Below are 16,648 nucleotides of genomic sequence, written 5' to 3'. Positions count from 1 at the left end.
TCCCGGGGCCCTCCGCGCGTCCGGCGGTCAGCGCGAGCCGACCATCCGGGCGTAGACGACGACGTTCCCGTCGTACCCGTTCGCACGCGTGTAGCCGCCGCCACAGGTGATCACCCGCAGCTCGGGGTGGCCGGTGTCGCCGTAGACCTGCGGGCCGGGGAAGTCCTGCTTGGAGTAGACCTCGACGCCGTAGATCTCGAAGACCGCCACCCGTCCGTCGTACCGCTCGACCTCGACGTGCTGGCCCTTCTCCAGGGCCCCGAGGCCGTAGAAGACCGCGGGCCCGCTCTTGTTGTCGACGTGTCCGACGATCACCGAGGTGCCGCGCTGGCCGGGCGCGATGCCGTTCTGGTACCAGCCGGCCAGATTGGCGTCCTGCGGGGGAGGGGCCGCCACCCAGCCGTCCGCGTCGAGCCCCACGTCCATCACCGGGGCCGCCACGTCGATCGCCGGGATGCGGACCCGGGAGGCGGGCGCGAAGGGCAGCGGCTGGAGGCCCGCCGACGCCTCCGCGGGCGGCGGGACGACCGGGCGCGCCACCGGACGGGCCGCGGCGGCCGGCTGCGGGGGGCCTCCCGCCACGTCCACGCCGTTGCGCATCATCGCGAGTCCGGACAGCATGGCGAGGGCCAGGACGCCCCAGGGTTGACGTCTCCTGCGCTCGGGGACGCGGAAGTCCTTCGGGGGCATGGTTCTCCCTTCGTGGCGACGTGTGAACGGTAAGGGCGCTTCCCCGTCCCCGCGCTCCGGACGGCCCGAACGGGTAGCCCGCCGCCGCCGTACGGGTAGCCCGCCGCCGCCGTACGGGTAGCCCGTCCCCGCCGTACGGGTGGCGACGCGCCGGGAGGGGGGCCGGGACGGCGCCGGGCCGCGCCCGACCCACCGTCAGAACTGTTGCCGACCCTCCGTCAGAAACCCTGCGGGCGGCGCTCCTCGGGGCCCGTTGGGCGGCCCGGGTGACGGTGCGCTGGCCCATCCGAGTACTCGTCGGACAATCGTTTCGCGCGTCCCTGACCTGCGGTTGTGCCGCCCGGCGCAACTCGATCGGCGGCACGGGGGCTCACCGGACCGGCCCAGTGCCGAGGTGCGGAAGGCTGCCCGAATTGTGATGGTTCGTCATGGAAGGCGTACTCGTCGAATCTCCCGGAGCACCGCTTTGGGGCGTCTTCCACTGGAGGTTCAACCATGCGTGCTGCACGCACTCTGGCGGTGACCGCCACCGCGATCGCGGCGGTCGGCCTGGCCGCGCCCCTCGCCGCCGCCACCAACGGTCCCAGCAACGTCACCGTCAACCCCTACGACGTCCACGCGGGGTCGACGATCACGATCACCGCCAAGGGATGCGGTCACGGCGGCACCGTCACGTCCAACGCCTTCCCGGAGACCAGCCTCTCGGTCAACTCCAACGGCCTGTCCAGCGCGATCGCCCGCGTCTACAACAACGCCACCCCCGGCAACTACAACCTGGCCGTGAAGTGCAGCGACAACTCCAAGGTCGTCACGCACCCGTTCCGCGTGCTCGCGGGCCGCGGCGCCCAGGGCGGCCTCGGCGGTTCGCTGGCGCCCAGCTCCACCGAGATGGCCGTCGGCGGCAGCCTGGTCGCCGCCGCCGCGCTCGGCGGCGGCGTCTTCGTCCTCCGTCGCCGCCGCATGACCGGCGCGGGCGCCTGACCGGCTCGAACCTCCCGGTCGGCCGACTGTGCCCGCCGCCCCCGCGTTCCGCAAGGGACCGGGGGCGGCGGGCTGTCCGGCGTCCGGCGGGCGGGAACCGCGCGCGGGGTCAGTGCCGGCGGCCGTTCGCGCGCCGCCGCAGCGCGTACGCGGAACCGGCCGCGGCGGCGAGCACCAGGGCCGTGCCGGCCGCCAGCGTCCCCGGCCCGACGCCGCTCTGCGAGCCGCCGAGGCCGCCCTGCACGCCGCGCGGGGTGAGCAGCACGGTCGAGCGGGCCGTGGGCGACAGCGTGGCCAGTCCGCTGATCGTCAGGTCGACGGTGTCCTGCACGCCGCCCGAGCAGTTGAACGCCACCGTGTACACGGCGCCGGGCTTGGCGTCCGCGTCCACGGTGGCGGTCACGGCCGAACCGGGTGCGATCTGGACGGTGTCGAAGATGCCCGCCGTCGCCGTCGCCGTGCTGGAGCAGCCGGGGGCGCTGAGCGTCACCTGGCCGCCGGCGGCGACGAGCGAGGGGGAGACGACGAAATCGCCCGGGGCCTGTGCGCCCCGCACCCGCGGGTTCGGCGCGGGCGCACCGTCGGTCGCGTGGGCGACGGTGACGGGGGCGGCCAGGGCGAGGGCGGCCGCCCCCAGCAGGGCGGTGGACGCGACACGTATCGCGCGCATGGTGATTCCTCCGGGTCCCGAGGGTCGGCCGCGGCCCAGTGGCCGCGAGGAGCCTGCGTGCACCTCGTTGCCCGAAACGCTAGGAGCGCACTACCACAGCCGCGATCCCAGACGTGCGAATGGGGCACCGGTGTCCCCCGGGTGGCCCAGTCCCGCCCGGTCGGTCAGTCGGTGACCTGCGGGAACAGATCGGTGAACGGCGCGGCGGTGGCGGCCAGACCGCGGCCGAACGGCGCGTCGAAGTCCCAGATGAGGAAGAGCAGGAAGGCGATCAGCGCGCTGTAGAGGCCCGCGAGCAGCACCTCGCGTCCGGTGCGTCGGATCTGGAGGGTGAAGATCAGCCCCACCGAGACCAGGGCGCCGATGATCAGCCCGAACCAGACCACCCCCGGCATGGTCTCCCCGGCGCTCTGGCCGCGGGCGCCGCGGGCGTCGTCGGCGACCATCACCTGGTCGACCAGCGGCTGGTAGGCCTGCCCCTCGAAGTCGGTGGCGGGCTCGTAGTCGGTCACGCTGCGGCGCACCTTCCGCATCAGGGCGTCGCCCTCCGCGCTCGTCTCGCCGTGCTCGGCCATGTACGTGAACTCCTCGTTCACCACGTAGTCGACGTACGCGTCGACGTCGGCGCGGATCTGCGTGCGGACCATCACCGGGTAGACCTCGACCCGTTCGGAGATCTCGTGCATGGCCTGCGCCTCCTGGCGCACCACCTCCTGGGCGGCGCCGCGCGCCTCCCACACGCCGGCGATGGCGAGACCGAGGACGATCGCGTAGATCACGCCGATCATCATCGTCATGTACTCGATGACGTCGGGGGTCTCGCTGGGGTCGTCGTCCTCGGTGATCCGGCGCTGGTTGATGACGACGATGGCCAGGACGACACCGCAGGCGGCGGCCATCGCCAGGGTCAGGACAAGCCATTCGGACATGGTTCCTCGGTCTTCCTCAAGGGGTGGGGTTCGGGGAGGGCGTACGGCGCTCGGGGCCGGATCAACGGGAGGAGCGCGGACGCAGGATCGCGGTGGCCAGTACGGCCGGCGCGGTGAGCAGGAGCATCGTGGTGACGGGTGACGACGTGCTCTTCGGCTGGGGCCGGGAGGTCCGCTGGTAGTGCGGCAGCGGCACCGGGCTCGGGGGCGCGGCGGGCGGCGCCGCGGCGGGGTCGGGCGGCGGCGGGGCCGGGGGCTCGGGGGCCGGCGGTTCCTCGGGCGCCGGGGTGGCCGGCGCGGGGGAGGGGGAGGCCGGGGCGGGCCGCGGCGCCGGGGTGGGGGCGGGCGGTCGGGCGGGCGGGGGCGCGGGGAGCGCCGGCGGGGCCCCGGGCCGCAGGGGCGAGGGCCGCGGCGGCGTCGGCTCGGGCGGCTTCGGCGGCACGGGCGGCTTCTGGGGCGGAGCCGGCAGGGGCGGCAGCGGCTTCGTCGTCGGGGGCTTCGGCTTCGGGGGCTTCGTGGGCTTCGGCGTGGGGGGCTTCGGCGACGGCGAGCACGCGCCCGGGCCGACCACCGACACCGAGGTGTGCGAGCCGTTCGGCCCGACCGTGGCGTAGGCGCAGGAGTCGGCCGCCGCAGGCGCGGGCGCGGCGAGCAGCCACACCAGTCCGGCGGCGGCCAACGACCGCGCGAGGGGTGATCCGTACAGAGACACGCCGACGAGCTTGAACACACGGACGCCGAACCGGGGGCCGAATGCGGCGTGATTCCCCGGATGGTGGGGATCTTCGGATGCACGGGTTTGACGTTTCGCCTCCGGCGGCCCCGATCGGCGCGGGGAACGGGCCTTCCGGGAGGGGAGGAAGGGGCGGGAAACGGCCGACGCGGGCCACCGCGGGGGCCGTTCGGAAGAACTGTCCGGTTGTCGCCCTGTCAGGGTCCCGGCCCGCCGTCGCTTTCCGGTCCCGCGGACGGTTCCCGAGCCGCCGAGCGCCGAGGCGCGGACGGGTGCGGGGCCGCCCGACCGGCGCGCGGAAAGCCTCCGGAGAGCGGGCGCACGACCATATGCACGTGAAGGTGCACGGCCTGAAGGCGTGAACTCTTCGTTCCGCGCGCACGTGCCAAAGGCGTGTGACCAAGAACGGACCGCGAATTTCCGTTTCTACTCGCTCTCTCGGCGGCCGATCAGTAGCCTCACCTCGAACACGGCCGCGAAAACCGGGCCGCATCCCCCATGGCGACTTGTTGGAGACATTGATGGAGCGTCCCGCCTGGGCTCCGCCCGGTATCGACATCTCGGTACCGAGCGTGTCCCGTATGTACGACTTCTATCTGGGCGGCTCGCACAATTTCGAAGTGGACCGGGAAGCGGCCCGCAAGGCCATGGAGTTCCTGCCGGGCCTCCCCAAGATCATGCAGGCGAACCGGGCGTTCATGCGCCGGGCCGTCCGCTTCGCCGTCGCGGGCGGCGTCACCCAGTTCCTCGACATCGGCTCCGGCATACCCACCTTCGGCAACGTCCACGAGGTCGCCCGGGCCGCCGCCCCGGCCTCCCGCGTCGTCTACGTCGACCACGACCCGGTCGCCGTCGCCCACAGCCGGGCCGTCCTGGAGGGCGTCGACGGCACGGCCGTCGTCCCGGCCGACCTCCGCAAGCCGGCCGACATCCTGCAGAGCCCCGAGGTCGGCGAACTCCTCGACCTCGACCGGCCGGTCGCCCTGCTGCTCGTCGCCGTCCTGCACTTCCTGGAGGACGCCGACCACCCGTACGAGGCCGTCGCCGAACTCCTCGCCGCCCTCGCCCCCGGCAGCCTCCTGATCCTCACCCACGCCTCCTACGAGGGCATCCCCGTGGACGAGGAGCGCGCCAGCGGCGGCGTGGACGTCTACCGCACCACCCGCAGCCCGCTGGTGATGCGCTCCCGGGAGGAGGTCGCCCGCTTCTTCGACGGCACCGCCCTCGTCGAGCCCGGCGTCGTCTCCATGCCCCTCTGGCGGCCGGACAACCCGGCCGAGGAGGAGGACCCGTACGCCTTCTCCGGCTTCGCGGGTGTGGGGCGCAAGGCGTGAAGGTGCCGTCGCAGCCGTCCGGCAACGTCGCGGAAGCCGACGGCCCCGAGGACAGACTCAGGCGGTTCGTCACCATCTGGAGCCGCGCCATCTTCCCGGTGACCGCCACCTCCCTCACCCGCGCCGAGTTCGAGGTCCACCTCCTCCCGCTCGCCCGCCTGCTGAGCGGCGCCCTGCTCGCCCGGCCCTTCGACACCGCCCCCGCCCAGCGGGCCGGCGCCGGACTGGTCGACGCCCACTGCACCGACCCGGACGCCCTCGGCCGCAGCCTCGGCGTGGTCGACTCGTACCTGGTCCTCTACTGCGGCACGGACCCCGAACTCGCCGCCGAGGAACTGCGGGCCCGCTGCGCCCGCCTCCAGCACGCCATGGCCACCGGCTACGCCCAGGCCCTGCGCGAGCGGACCCGCGTCGAGCAGGAGGCCATCGCCCGCTCCGCGCTCTCCGCCCGCAGCGCCGCCGAGATCGCCCTGCACGCCACCGAGAGCCGCTTCCGTGCCGTCTTCGACGGAGCCGCCATCGGCATCGGCATCGCCGACCTCGACGGCCGCATCGTCGAGATCAACGACACCATGACCCGCATGTTCGGCGGCGTCGAGGCCCACGTCCGCAGCCGCAACGTCAGCGAGTGGGTCCACCCCGAGGACGGGCCGCACGTCTGGCGGCTCTACGAGGAACTGGTGCGCGGCGAACGCGAGCAGTACCGGGTGGAGAAGCCCTACTACCGGGGCGACGGCACGGTCCTGTGGACCAACCTCACCGTCTCCCTCCTCCGCGACGCCCAGGGCCTGCCCCAGTACCAGCTGGCCCTCATGGAGGACATCACCGAACGGCGCCTCCTCCACCTGCGCCTGCGGTACGAGGCCACCCACGACGCCCTCACCGGGCTGCCCAACCGGACGCTGTTCTTCGAGCGGCTGGAGAAGGCCCTCGCCCCCGCCACCGCCGGCGAGGACGGCCGCTTCGGCCTCTGCTACCTGGACCTCGACGGCTTCAAGGCCATCAACGACAGCCTCGGCCACTCCATCGGCGACCGGCTGCTCGTCGAGGTCGCCGACCGGCTCCAGGCCTGCGCCACCGGCCCGGGCGAGATGGTCGCCCGGCTCGGCGGCGACGAGTTCGTCGCCCTCACCACCGGCACCGGCGGCGAACGGGACGCGACGGCGCTCGCCGACCGCATCCTCGCCGCCCTCGCCACCCCCGTCGGCGTCGATGGACGCGAATTGACCGTGCGCGGCAGCCTCGGCGTCGTCGAGGGGCCGGCCGGCGAGCGCACCGCCGCCGAGGTGCTGCGCAGCGCCGACATCACGATGTACCGGGCCAAGTCCGCGGGCGGCAACCGCTTCGAGCTCGCCGACCCCGAGGCCGACGCCCGCGCCATCACCCGGCACGGCCTCACCACCGCCCTGCCGACCGCCCTGGAGCGCGGCGAGTTCTTCATCGAGTACCAGCCGCTCGTCCACCTCGACGACGGCAGCGTCCACGGCGCCGAGGCCCTCGTCCGCTGGAGCCATCCCCAGCACGGGGTGCTCGGCCCCGACCGCTTCATCCCGCTCGCCGAGGACACCGGGCTCATCGTGCCGCTGGGCCGCTGGGTCCTCCAGGAGGCCGTCCGCCAGGCCCGCTCCTGGCAGCTCGACAACCCCGGCACCGGCACCCCGCTGCGCATCAACGTCAACCTGTCGCCGACCCAGCTCCACCACCCCCGGCTGGTCGCCGACACCGTCGACGTCCTGGAACGCTCCGGCCTCGCGCCCGGCGCGCTCTGCCTGGAGGTCACCGAGTCCGCCCTGATCGGCGCCGACGAGGACCTCCTCAAACCGCTGCGCCAGCTCGCCGAGATGGGCGTCGACATCGCCCTGGACGACTTCGGCACCGGCTACTCGAACCTGGCCAACCTGCGCCGCCTCCCGGTGAGCGTCCTCAAGCTCGACCGCTCCTTCACCCGGGGCATGCAGCAGCACCCGGTGGACCCCGTCGACCTGAAGATCGTCGAAGGCATCGTCTCCCTCGCCCACAGCCTCGAACTCGCCGTCACCGTCGAGGGCGTGGAGACCGCCGCGCAGGCCGAACGCCTCCGCGAACTGGGCTGCGACACCGCCCAGGGCTGGTACTACGCCCGCCCCGGCGCCCCGGACCGCATCCACACCCTGGTCCTCGCCGACGCCGTCTGAGCACGGGTGCGGGGCCCGGTCCTTCCGAGGACCGGGCCCGTGCGGGCTCCCGGAGCGGGCACCGCGCCCGCCTCGCGGTTCCCGCTCAGCCCTCGTGGCGGACGGGCTCGGGCCCGGCGACCGGGAGCCGTTCCAGCTCCGGTCCCGGGCCCCCGGCCCGGCCGCCGCGCCGGGCGGTGATCCAGGTGGCGACGGGCTCCGTGTAGCGGGCGGTGAGCGGGCCGGCGACGACCAGGAGGAGGACGTACGCGGTGGCCAGCGGGCCCAGCGACGGCTCGATCCCGGCGGAGACGGCCAGGCCCGCGATGACGATGGAGAACTCACCGCGCGCCACCAGCGTCCCGCCCGCCCGCCAGGCGCCCTTCGCGGAGACGCCGTTGCGGCGCGCCGCCCAGTACCCCGTGGCGATCTTCGTGCCGGCGGTGACGACGGCCAGCGCCAGCGCGGGCAGCAGCACCGGCGGGATGCTCGCCGGGTCCGTGTGCAGCCCGAAGAAGACGAAGAAGACGGCGGCGAACAGGTCCCGCAGCGGGCTCAGCAGGTGGTGGGCCCCCTCCGCGACCTCCCCGGACAGGGCGATGCCGACCAGGAACGCGCCGACCGCCGCCGACACCTGGAGCTGCTGCGCGAGGCCGGCGACGAGCAGCGTCAGACCGAGCACCACCAGGAGCAGCTTCTCCGGGTCGTCGCTGGAGACGAAGCGGGAGATCAGCCGCCCGTACCGGACGGCGACGAAGAGCACCAGGCCGGCGACGCCCAGCGCGACGGCGAGCGTGGCGCTGCCGGCCGCGAGCCCGACCCCGGCGAGCAGCGCGGTCACGATCGGCAGGTAGACCGCCATCGCCAGGTCCTCCAGGACCAGGATGCTCAGCACCACCGGCGTCTCCCGGTTGCCGAGCCGCCCCAGGTCGCCCAGCACCTTGGCGATGACGCCGGACGAGGAGATCCAGGTGACGCCGGCCAGCACCACGGCCGCCACCGGGCCCCAGCCCAGCAGGAACGCCATCGCCGCCCCGGGCAGCGCGTTGAGCGCCCCGTCGACGAGACCGGCCGGGTACTGCGTCCTGAGGTTGGTGACCAGATCGGTCGCCGTGTACTCCAGGCCGAGCATCAGGAGCAGCAGGATGACGCCGATCTCGGCGCCGATGGCGACGAACTCCTCGCTGGCCCCCAGCGGCAGCAGCCCCCCTTCGCCGAAGGCGAGGCCCGCCAGCAGGTACAGGGGTATGGGCGAGAACTTCAGTCGTCCGGCCATCCGGCCGAGCAGGCCGAGGCCGAGGATGATCGCTCCGAACTCGATGAGGAAGACGGCGGACGAATGCACCGATCACTCCCTTCCCAGGATCGCGGCGGCGGCGTCGACGCCTTCGTGGGTTCCGATGACGATGAGGGTGTCCCCGCCGGCCAGGCGGAAGCCGGGGCCGGGGGAGGGGACGGCGTCCGCGCGGCGCAGCACGGCCACGATCGACACGCCCGTCTCCGTGCGCATGCGGGTCTCGCCGAGCGTCCGCCCGTTCCAGTACGAGACGGAGGACAGCTCGACGCGTTCGGCCACCAGGCCCAGCTCGGTGGTGTGGAGCAGGTTCGGGCTGTGGTGGGCGGGCGTCAGGGCGTCGATCAGGGCGGCGGACTCGCCCGCGGTCAGATGCAGGGACTGCAGGCAGTCGTCGGGGTCGTCGGACCGGTAGACGTTGACGCTGCGGGTGCCGTCGCGGTGGGCGATCACCGACAGGTGCCGGTGCTCCCGGGTGATGAGGTCGTACTGGACGCCGACGCCGGGCAACGGCGTCGAGCTCATCCGTGAAGTGGGCACGGCCCGGACTCCTCGTGTCGTCTCTGCTCTGCGTGGGCGCGCGGCGAGGAGGCCGGTGGCCCTCCGCGCGGGCGGGCGGTCCGGGGCCGCGGCCGGTCCATGCTGCCATCCCCGGGGGGCCTCGCACATGGGTGACGGCACGGATGGACAGGGCACCCGCCCGGCCCTCAGGATGAAGCGGCGCATAGGCTTCTGCGCAGGTCGGGCGGGTGTGCGCGAGGTCGGCGGAGTCAGGGAGAGCGGGACGGTGTCACTGTACGGACGGATCTTCCTCCTCAACGCGGCGGTGCTGGTCCTCGCCGCCGGACTCCTCCTCGGCCCGGTCACCGTCTCCACCCCGGTGCTCCTCGGCGAGGCGATCGTCGTCGTCTGCGGACTGGTGCTGATGCTGGTCCTCAACGCGGCGCTGCTGCGCGTGGGGCTCGCCCCGCTCGGGCGGCTCGGCCGCGCCATGGCCACCGCCGACCTGCTGAAGCCGGGCACCCGCGCCGAGGTCACCGGCCGCGGCGAGATCGCGGACCTGACCGCCGCCTTCAACGCCATGCTCGACCGCCTGGAGGCCGAGCGGGCCACCAGCAGCGGGCGGGTCCTCACCGCGCAGGAGGCCGAGCGGCAGCGGATCGCCCGCGAGCTGCACGACGAGGTCGGCCAGACCCTCACCGCCGTCCTCCTCCAGCTGAAGCACACCGCCGACCAGGCCCCGCGGGAGCTGCGGGAGGACCTGCGCCAGGCGCAGGAGACCACCCGGGCCGGCCTGGAGGAGATCCGCCGGATCGCCCGCCGGCTGCGGCCCGGCGTCCTGGAGGAGCTGGGCCTGCACAGCGCGCTCCGCTCCCTCGCCGGCGAGCTCTCCACCCCCGGCCTGCGGGTCACCACCCACCTCGCCCCCGGCGCGCCGCCGCTCGACCCCGCCACCGAACTCGTCGTCTACCGGGTCGCCCAGGAGGGCCTCACCAACGCGGCCCGGCACTCGGGCGCCGGCCACGTCGAGCTGCGGCTCGGGCCCGCCCCCGGCGGCGGCACCCGCCTCCTCGTCCGCGACGACGGGCACGGCACCGGCGCCGCCGCGGAGGGCGCCGGCATCGGCGGCATGCGGGAGCGCGCCCTGCTGGTCGGCGCCGGGCTGAGGATCGGCGCGGGGGAGACGGGCGGGACCGAGGTGCGCCTCGACCTGCCGGCGCGACCGGCCCCCGGACACGGCCGATGACCCCTCCCGTACGGCCGCCCGCCCGGATCCTCCTCGTCGACGACCACGCGCTGGTGCGCCGCGGGGTGCGGCTGATCCTCGACGCGGAGCCGGACCTGGAGGTGGTCGCCGAGGCGGGGGACGGCGCCGAGGCCGTCGCCGCCGCCCGGCGGGACGACGGGCTCGACCTGGCCGTCCTGGACATCGCGATGCCCCGGATGACCGGGCTCCAGGCGGCCCGCGAACTCGCCAGGATCCGGCCCGGGCTGCGGATCCTGATGCTCACCATGTACGACAACGAGGAGTACTTCTTCGAGGCGCTGCGGGCCGGCGCCAACGGGTACGTGCCGAAGTCCGTCGCCGACCGGGACCTGGTCGAGGCGTGCCGGGCGGCGCTGCGCGACGAACCGTTCATCTACCCGGGCGCCGAGACCGCCCTGATCCGCAGCTACCTGGACCGGGCGCGGTCCGGCGCGGGGCTGCCCGAGCGGCCGGTCACCGAGCGGGAGGAGGAGATCCTCAAGCTGGTCGCGGAGGGGCACACCTCCAAGGGGATCGCCGACCTGCTCTTCATCAGCCCGAAGACGGTGGAGCGGCACCGCGCCAACATCCTCCAGAAGCTCGGGCTGCGCGACCGGCTCGAACTGACCCGGTACGCGATCCGCGCGGGCCTCATCGAACCCTGAGCGCGCCTCTCACGGGACGTCCGGGACCGGCTTCCCGCGCCGCGAGGCCATCAGCAGCTTCTGGAGCTCGCGCGCGGCCCGCGGCGGCGCCACGTCGCTGCGGTGCGCCAGGGCGATCGTGCGCCGCAGGCCCGGCCGGGCGAGCGCGGTGACGCGCAGGTCGCGGCCCGCGCGGGCCGCGACCATGGCGGGCACGACGGCGAGCCCGAGACCGGCCCGCACGAAGCCGAGGACCGCGTCGAGCTCGCCGCCCTCCACCGTGAACGCCGGCTCGAAACCGGCCGCCCGGCAGGCGCCCACGGTCAGCTCCCGCAGGTCGTAGCCGTGCCGGAACATCACCAGCGGCTGGTCGCGCAGGTCGGTGATCCGCACCGGGCGGCGCGGCGGCGGGGCGGAGGCCGCCGAGACCACCACCAGGTCCTCGCGCAGCAGCTCCACCGTGGTCAGGGCCGGCGACGGGGACGGCAGCGGCAGCACCACCAGCGCCAGGTCCAGCGAGCCGCGGGCCAGCTCCCGGACCAGGTCGTGCGAGCCGCCCTCCTCGATGAGCAGCTCGATCCCCGGGTGCAGGTCGTGGAAGGCGCGCAGCACGTCGGGGAGGAGGCCGGTGCAGAGGCTGGGCGTCGCGCCGAGCCGCACCCGGCCCCGCTTGAGCTGGGCCAGCTCCTGCACCTCGCGGCGGGCCGTCTCGGTGTCGGCGAGGATCCGGCGGGCCAGCGGGAGCAGGGCCTCGCCCGCGTCGGTGAGCGCGATGTTGCCCCGGGCCCGGCTGAACAGCTCCGCGCCCAGTTCCTGCTCCAGCGCCTTGATCTGCTGGGAGAGCGAGGGCTGCGAGACGTGGACGCGTTCGGCGGCCCGGGTGAAGTGGCGGGTCTCGGCGACGGCCACGAAGTAGAGGAGCTGCTGGAACTGCATGGATCCCAGCCTAGGGCACACACATAGCTTCAGCCTATGGAGATCAGCCGGACCATGTCTTGGACCTCTCGGGCCCTTCGGCCCTAGCGTCGGAGGCATGGCTCTGGCACCCAGCAAGGACACGGCGACCGCGAAGGACCCGGCGCCCGCCCGGGGCACCGCCCCCGCCCGCCCGCCGTCCCGCACCCCCACCCGCGGCTTCTGGTCGTCGACCATCGGCAAGAAGACCGTGATGGCCGTGAGCGGCCTGATCATGCTCGCCTACCTGGTCGCGCACGTGGACGGCAACCTCAAGGTCTTCTTCGGCCCGGAGGAGTTCAACGGCTACGCCCACTGGCTGCGCGTGATGGGCGCCCCCGTCCTGCACCACGAGTGGGGCCTGTGGCTCGCCCGGATCGTGCTCCTCGCCGCCGTCGGCGCGCACGCCGTCTCCGCGTACCAGCTCAGCCGCCGCGACATCGGGGCGCGCCCCACCCGCTACGCCCACCGGCGCAAGGGCTCCTCCTACGCCACCCGCACCATGCGCTGGGGCGGCGTCATCCTCGGCCTCTTCATCGTCTGGCACGTCCTCGACCTCACCACCGGGACCGTGCACCCCGGCGGCTTCGAGGAGGGCAGGCCCTACCAGAACGTCATCGACACCTTCTCCACCTGGTACGGCAACACGATCTACATCGTCGCCATGCTCGCCGTCGGACTCCACGTCCGGCACGGCTTCTGGAGCGCCGCCCAGACCCTCGGCGTCGGCAACGCCCGGCGCGAACGCCTCCTCCGCCTCACGGCGAACGCCCTCGCGCTCGCCCTGACCGCGGGCTTCATCGCCGTCCCCGTCGGCGTCATGACCGGAGTGGTGAACTGACCATGAGCTACCTCGACTTCCGCACCGGCGAACCCCTCGCCGACACCAAGGCCCCGGCCGGCCCCGTCGCCGAACGGTGGGACACCCGCCGCTTCGAGGCGAAGCTGGTCAACCCCGCCAACCGGCGCAAGCACCGGATCATCGTCGTCGGCACCGGTCTCGCCGGCGGCTCCGCCGGCGCCACCCTCGCCGAACAGGGCTACCACGTCGTCCAGTTCTGCTTCCAGGACTCGCCCCGCCGCGCCCACTCGATCGCCGCCCAGGGCGGCATCAACGCCGCCAAGAACTACCGCAACGACGGCGACTCCGTCCACCGCCTCTTCTACGACACCGTCAAGGGCGGCGACTTCCGCGCCCGCGAGTCCAACGTCCACCGCCTCGCGCAGATCTCCGTCGAGATCATCGACCAGTGCGTCGCCCAGGGCGTCCCCTTCGCCCGCGAGTACGGCGGACTCCTCGACACCCGCTCCTTCGGCGGCGTCCAGGTCTCCCGCACCTTCTACGCCCGCGGCCAGACCGGCCAGCAGCTCCTCCTCGGCGCCTACCAGGCGCTGTCCCGGCAGATCGCCGCGGGCAACGTCGAGATGCACGCCCGCACCGAGATGCTCGACCTGATCGTCGTCGACGGCCGCGCCCGTGGCATTGTCGCCCGCGACCTGATCACCGGAGAGATCTCCACCCACTACGCCGACGCCGTCGTCCTCGCCACCGGCGGCTACGGCAACGTCTTCTACCTCTCCACCAACGCGATGAACTCCAACGCCACCGCCGTCTGGCGGGCCCACCGGCGCGGCGCGTACTTCGCCAACCCCTGCTTCACCCAGATCCACCCCACCTGCATCCCGCGCACCGGCGACCACCAGTCGAAGCTGACCCTGATGAGCGAGTCGCTCCGCAACGACGGCCGCATCTGGGTCCCCAAGGCCAAGGGAGACACCCGTCCCGCCGCCGACATCCCCGAGGACGAGCGCGACTACTACCTGGAGCGGATCTACCCCTCCTTCGGCAACCTCGTCCCCCGCGACATCGCCTCCCGCGCCGCCAAGAACGTCTGCGACGAGGGCAGGGGAGTGGGCCCCGGCGGCCAGGGCGTCTACCTGGACTTCGCCGACGCCCTCGCCCGCATGGGCCGCAAGGCCGTCGAGGCCAAGTACGGCAACCTCTTCGACATGTACGAGCGGATCACGGCGGAGAACCCGTACGAGGTCCCCATGCGGATCTACCCCGCCGTCCACTACACGATGGGCGGACTCTGGGTCGACTACGACCTGCAGACCACCGTCCCCGGCCTCTTCGCCATCGGCGAGGCCAACTTCTCCGACCACGGCGCCAACCGGCTCGGCGCCTCCGCCCTCATGCAGGGCCTCGCCGACGGCTACTTCGTCCTGCCCGCCACCATCAACGACTACCTCGCCCGGCACCCGGCCGGCGAGCCCGTCACCGACGAACACCCCGCCGTCCGCGAGGCGCTGGCCGAGACCGAGGACCGGCTGAACCTCCTCCTCGCCGTCGACGGCGACCGCACCCCCGACTCCTTCCACCGCGAACTCGGCGAGGTCATGTGGGAGTTCTGCGGCATGTCCCGCACCGAGGAGGGACTGCGCACCGCGCTCCGCCGGATCCCGGAGATCCGCGAGGAGTTCTGGCGCCGCATCAAGGTCCCCGGCACCGGCGAGGAGTTCAACCAGTCGCTGGAGAAGGCCAACCGGATCGTCGACTACCTCGAACTCGCCGAGCTGATGTGCCTCGACGCCCTGCACCGCGAGGAGTCCTGCGGCGGCCACTTCCGCGAGGAGCACCAGACCCCGGACGGCGAGGCCGCGCGCCGCGACGAGGAGTTCTCGTACGCCGCCGCCTGGGAGTTCGCGCCGGAAGCCCCCGTCCTCCACAAGGAGGAGCTCACCTTCGAGTACGTCCACCCCACCCAGCGGAGCTACGCATGAAGCTCAACCTGCGCGTCTGGCGCCAGAAGAACGCCGACGCCGAGGGCGCCATGGTCACCTACGAGGTGGACGGCGTCTCCCCCGACATGTCCTTCCTGGAGATGCTCGACACCCTCAACGAGGACCTCATCCTGCGCGGCGAGGAACCCGTCGCCTTCGACCACGACTGCCGGGAGGGCATCTGCGGCGCGTGCAGCCTCGTCATCGACGGCGACGCCCACGGCCCCGAGCGCACCACGACCTGCCAGCTCCACATGCGCTCCTTCCGCGACGGCGACACCATCGACGTCGAGCCGTGGCGCGCCTCCGCCTTCCCGGTCGTCAAGGACCTCGTCGTCGACCGCTCGGCCTTCGACCGGATCATCCAGGCCGGCGGCTACGTCACCGCCCCGACCGGTGCCGCCCCGGAGGCCCACGCGACCCCGGTGCCGAAGGCGGACGCGGACTTCGCCTTCGAGCACGCCGAGTGCATCGGCTGCGGCGCCTGCGTGGCCGCCTGCCCGAACGGCTCGGCGATGCTCTTCACCTCCGCCAAGATCAACCACCTGAACGTGCTGCCGCAGGGCGCCCCGGAGCGCGAGACCCGGGTCCTCGACATGGTCGCCCGGATGGACGCGGAGGGCTTCGGCGGCTGCACGCTCACCGGAGAGTGCGCCACCGCCTGCCCCAAGGGCATCCCGCTGCCCTCGATCGCCGCCATGAACAAGGAGTGGCTGCGGGCCCGCCGCAAGGTGAGGTGAGGGGTCCCCGGCGGGCGGCCCGGAGGTCGGGCCGGTGGTCGGCCCGGTGCGCGGGGCCGGGACCGGGCCGACCGCCGGTGGCCGGGATCGGTGTGGCGACGGGGCCGGAGCCGGGGTCGGTCCGGGGGCCCGGGGCGGGGAGAAGGTCTCGGCCGGCGGGAACAAAGCGCCGGCCCGGTCCGTTCACCCCGGGCCGACGCCTTCCCGATCGAGGAGTGCCTTGCCCGACGCGCCGACCACCACCGTGACCACCGACGCCGACCACGCCCCGTTCCCGCTGCCCCCGCTCACCGACCAGGCCGAGCGGCTGATCGAGCTGGGGCTGCCCGCCCTCACCGGCATCGACGCCGGTGAGCTGCGCGCCTTCGCCGAGAAGGCCGCCGCCGACGCCCCGCCCGGCGCGCTGCTCGCCGTCCACCCCGACCGGGCGCCCGCCTCCGTCCTCGCCCCGCTGCTGCGGCTCGCGGAGAAGCCCGGATTCGTCGTCGTCGACATGGAGGACGTCGACGCCTTCGCGCCGCAGGGCCTCGACCTGCCCGACGCGCCCTTCTACACGGTCGACGGCCCGGACCGCGGCGACCACATGGGCGACTGGAGCCCGGAAGAGGCCCTCCCGGCCCTCACCGGAGCCGGGCGCACCCCCTTCGTCCTCACCGAGGGCATCCACTGGCTGCTCCAGCGGCCCGACGTCCTGGAGCGCAACAAGTGCTTCATGACGATCGGTTCCCGCCTGCGCAAGCCCGACGGCGCCTTCGACGCCCGCACTCCGGCCATCTGGATCAGCAACGGCACCGGCCGGGACGGCAAGGAGCGCAAGGGCGCGCCCAAGGTCGGCTGGTGCTGGTGGAACAACCGCCACACCTGGCTCGGCTTCGCCTCCACCACCGGCCGCAAGGGCTGAACCGACCCCCCCGTCACGCCAGGCAGCAGCCCTCCGCGTCCGGACGAGGAAGGGGAGGGGCCGGCGGGCGCGTGGAGTGACGGCCGCCGAGACC

General features: G+C 73.7%; 16 protein-coding genes. 9 read left to right on the top strand and 7 right to left on the bottom strand.

Features of this window, described 5'->3' with window-relative positions; all coding sequences use genetic code 11:
* Positions 1-27 precede the first annotated feature (27 nt).
* On the bottom strand, positions 28-690 hold the full coding sequence (locus ACFW6A_RS05005) for a class F sortase (RefSeq protein WP_351856250.1): 663 nt from the start codon (positions 688-690) through the stop codon (positions 28-30).
* A 495-nt stretch (positions 691-1,185) separates the two neighbouring features.
* On the opposite strand from ACFW6A_RS05005, the gene ACFW6A_RS05000 reads away from it, so the two are divergent.
* Entirely contained in the window at positions 1,186-1,671 is a 486-nt protein-coding gene (locus ACFW6A_RS05000; protein ID WP_351856248.1) for a hypothetical protein, read from the top strand.
* Between the two features lie 109 nt (positions 1,672-1,780).
* Here the strand turns inward: ACFW6A_RS05000 and ACFW6A_RS04995 are convergent, their stop codons facing one another.
* The 3 genes from ACFW6A_RS04995 to ACFW6A_RS04985 all read right to left on the bottom strand — a co-directional run bounded on the left by ACFW6A_RS04995 (position 1,781) and on the right by ACFW6A_RS04985 (position 3,982).
* The gene (locus ACFW6A_RS04995; RefSeq protein ID WP_351856246.1) at positions 1,781-2,341 is read right to left on the bottom strand and encodes a hypothetical protein; all 561 of its coding nucleotides are present in this window, start codon (positions 2,339-2,341) and stop codon (positions 1,781-1,783) included.
* 164 nt (positions 2,342-2,505) lie between these two features.
* Positions 2,506-3,270, bottom strand: coding sequence for a hypothetical protein (locus ACFW6A_RS04990; protein WP_351856244.1), 765 nt, complete (start codon positions 3,268-3,270; stop codon positions 2,506-2,508).
* 61 nt (positions 3,271-3,331) lie between these two features.
* A complete protein-coding gene (locus tag ACFW6A_RS04985) occupies positions 3,332-3,982 on the bottom strand; it encodes a hypothetical protein (RefSeq protein WP_386638704.1) in 651 nt (216 codons plus the stop codon).
* A gap of 542 nt (positions 3,983-4,524) precedes the next feature.
* On the opposite strand from ACFW6A_RS04985, the gene ACFW6A_RS04980 reads away from it, so the two are divergent.
* Together ACFW6A_RS04980 and ACFW6A_RS04975 are read left to right on the top strand one after the other, a co-directional pair.
* The gene (locus ACFW6A_RS04980; protein WP_351856241.1) at positions 4,525-5,337 is read left to right on the top strand and encodes an SAM-dependent methyltransferase; all 813 of its coding nucleotides are present in this window, start codon (positions 4,525-4,527) and stop codon (positions 5,335-5,337) included.
* Positions 5,334-7,511: an EAL domain-containing protein gene (locus tag ACFW6A_RS04975; RefSeq protein WP_351856239.1), complete on the top strand. Its 2,178-nt coding sequence runs from the start codon at positions 5,334-5,336 to the stop codon at positions 7,509-7,511. The genes ACFW6A_RS04980 and ACFW6A_RS04975 overlap by 4 nt, the downstream gene beginning before the upstream one ends.
* 85 nt (positions 7,512-7,596) lie before the next feature.
* On the opposite strand, the gene ACFW6A_RS04970 is transcribed toward ACFW6A_RS04975, so the two are convergent.
* Both ACFW6A_RS04970 and ACFW6A_RS04965 read right to left on the bottom strand, forming a co-directional pair.
* The gene (locus ACFW6A_RS04970; protein ID WP_351856237.1) at positions 7,597-8,835 is read right to left on the bottom strand and encodes a cation:proton antiporter; all 1,239 of its coding nucleotides are present in this window, start codon (positions 8,833-8,835) and stop codon (positions 7,597-7,599) included.
* Positions 8,836-8,838: 3 nt separating this feature from the next.
* Positions 8,839-9,309 (bottom strand): TrkA C-terminal domain-containing protein, encoded by a 471-nt coding sequence (locus tag ACFW6A_RS04965; RefSeq protein WP_351856254.1) that lies wholly within the window; start codon positions 9,307-9,309, stop codon positions 8,839-8,841.
* Between the two features lie 262 nt (positions 9,310-9,571).
* On the opposite strand from ACFW6A_RS04965, the gene ACFW6A_RS04960 reads away from it, so the two are divergent.
* Positions 9,572-10,531: a sensor histidine kinase gene (locus ACFW6A_RS04960; protein ID WP_351856235.1), complete on the top strand. Its 960-nt coding sequence runs from the start codon at positions 9,572-9,574 to the stop codon at positions 10,529-10,531.
* Entirely contained in the window at positions 10,528-11,196 is a 669-nt protein-coding gene (locus ACFW6A_RS04955; protein WP_351856233.1) for a response regulator transcription factor, read from the top strand. Before ACFW6A_RS04960 ends, ACFW6A_RS04955 begins: the two co-directional genes overlap by 4 nt.
* 9 nt (positions 11,197-11,205) lie before the next feature.
* Here ACFW6A_RS04955 and ACFW6A_RS04950 read toward each other — a convergent pair whose 3' ends face one another.
* Positions 11,206-12,111 carry a LysR substrate-binding domain-containing protein gene (locus ACFW6A_RS04950; RefSeq protein WP_351856231.1) on the bottom strand — a complete coding sequence of 302 codons (906 nt, stop codon included), beginning with the start codon at positions 12,109-12,111 and terminating at the stop codon, positions 11,206-11,208.
* A gap of 232 nt (positions 12,112-12,343) precedes the next feature.
* Between ACFW6A_RS04950 and ACFW6A_RS04945 the strand changes: the two genes are divergently transcribed.
* The 4 genes from ACFW6A_RS04945 to ACFW6A_RS04930 all read left to right on the top strand — a co-directional run bounded on the left by ACFW6A_RS04945 (position 12,344) and on the right by ACFW6A_RS04930 (position 16,554).
* On the top strand, positions 12,344-12,970 hold the full coding sequence (locus ACFW6A_RS04945; RefSeq protein ID WP_386639108.1) for a succinate dehydrogenase: 627 nt from the start codon (positions 12,344-12,346) through the stop codon (positions 12,968-12,970).
* A gap of 2 nt (positions 12,971-12,972) precedes the next feature.
* A complete protein-coding gene (locus ACFW6A_RS04940; protein ID WP_386486117.1) occupies positions 12,973-14,913 on the top strand; it encodes a fumarate reductase/succinate dehydrogenase flavoprotein subunit in 1,941 nt (646 codons plus the stop codon).
* Positions 14,910-15,653 carry a succinate dehydrogenase/fumarate reductase iron-sulfur subunit gene (locus ACFW6A_RS04935; protein WP_351856227.1) on the top strand — a complete coding sequence of 248 codons (744 nt, stop codon included), beginning with the start codon at positions 14,910-14,912 and terminating at the stop codon, positions 15,651-15,653. Before ACFW6A_RS04940 ends, ACFW6A_RS04935 begins: the two co-directional genes overlap by 4 nt.
* 220 nt (positions 15,654-15,873) lie before the next feature.
* Complete coding sequence (locus ACFW6A_RS04930; RefSeq protein WP_386638698.1) at positions 15,874-16,554, top strand: DUF5701 family protein; 681 nt, start codon at positions 15,874-15,876, stop codon at positions 16,552-16,554.
* Positions 16,555-16,648: the final 94 nt, after the last annotated feature.

It is taken from the genome of Streptomyces sp. NPDC058758, from assembly GCF_042746075.1.
GTDB lineage: Bacteria > Actinomycetota > Actinomycetes > Streptomycetales > Streptomycetaceae > Streptomyces.
This window is presented reverse-complemented; position numbering and strand designations above follow the sequence as displayed.

What these genes read in the sequence shown, in the direction of transcription:
- ACFW6A_RS05005 (WP_351856250.1), bottom strand. Translation starts at nt 690, where the DNA reads ATGCCCCCGAAGGACTTCCGCGTCCCCGAGCGCAGGAGACGTCAACCC.
- ACFW6A_RS04965 (WP_351856254.1), bottom strand. Translation starts at nt 9,309, where the DNA reads ATGAGCTCGACGCCGTTGCCCGGCGTCGGCGTCCAGTACGACCTCATC.
- ACFW6A_RS04935 (WP_351856227.1), top strand. Translation starts at nt 14,910, where the DNA reads ATGAAGCTCAACCTGCGCGTCTGGCGCCAGAAGAACGCCGACGCCGAG.
- ACFW6A_RS04980 (WP_351856241.1), top strand. Translation starts at nt 4,525, where the DNA reads ATGGAGCGTCCCGCCTGGGCTCCGCCCGGTATCGACATCTCGGTACCG.
- ACFW6A_RS04940 (WP_386486117.1), top strand. Translation starts at nt 12,973, where the DNA reads ATGAGCTACCTCGACTTCCGCACCGGCGAACCCCTCGCCGACACCAAG.
- ACFW6A_RS04945 (WP_386639108.1), top strand. Translation starts at nt 12,344, where the DNA reads ATGGCCGTGAGCGGCCTGATCATGCTCGCCTACCTGGTCGCGCACGTG.
- ACFW6A_RS04955 (WP_351856233.1), top strand. Translation starts at nt 10,528, where the DNA reads ATGACCCCTCCCGTACGGCCGCCCGCCCGGATCCTCCTCGTCGACGAC.
- ACFW6A_RS04950 (WP_351856231.1), bottom strand. Translation starts at nt 12,111, where the DNA reads ATGCAGTTCCAGCAGCTCCTCTACTTCGTGGCCGTCGCCGAGACCCGC.
- ACFW6A_RS04995 (WP_351856246.1), bottom strand. Translation starts at nt 2,341, where the DNA reads ATGCGCGCGATACGTGTCGCGTCCACCGCCCTGCTGGGGGCGGCCGCC.
- ACFW6A_RS05000 (WP_351856248.1), top strand. Translation starts at nt 1,186, where the DNA reads ATGCGTGCTGCACGCACTCTGGCGGTGACCGCCACCGCGATCGCGGCG.
- ACFW6A_RS04990 (WP_351856244.1), bottom strand. Translation starts at nt 3,270, where the DNA reads ATGTCCGAATGGCTTGTCCTGACCCTGGCGATGGCCGCCGCCTGCGGT.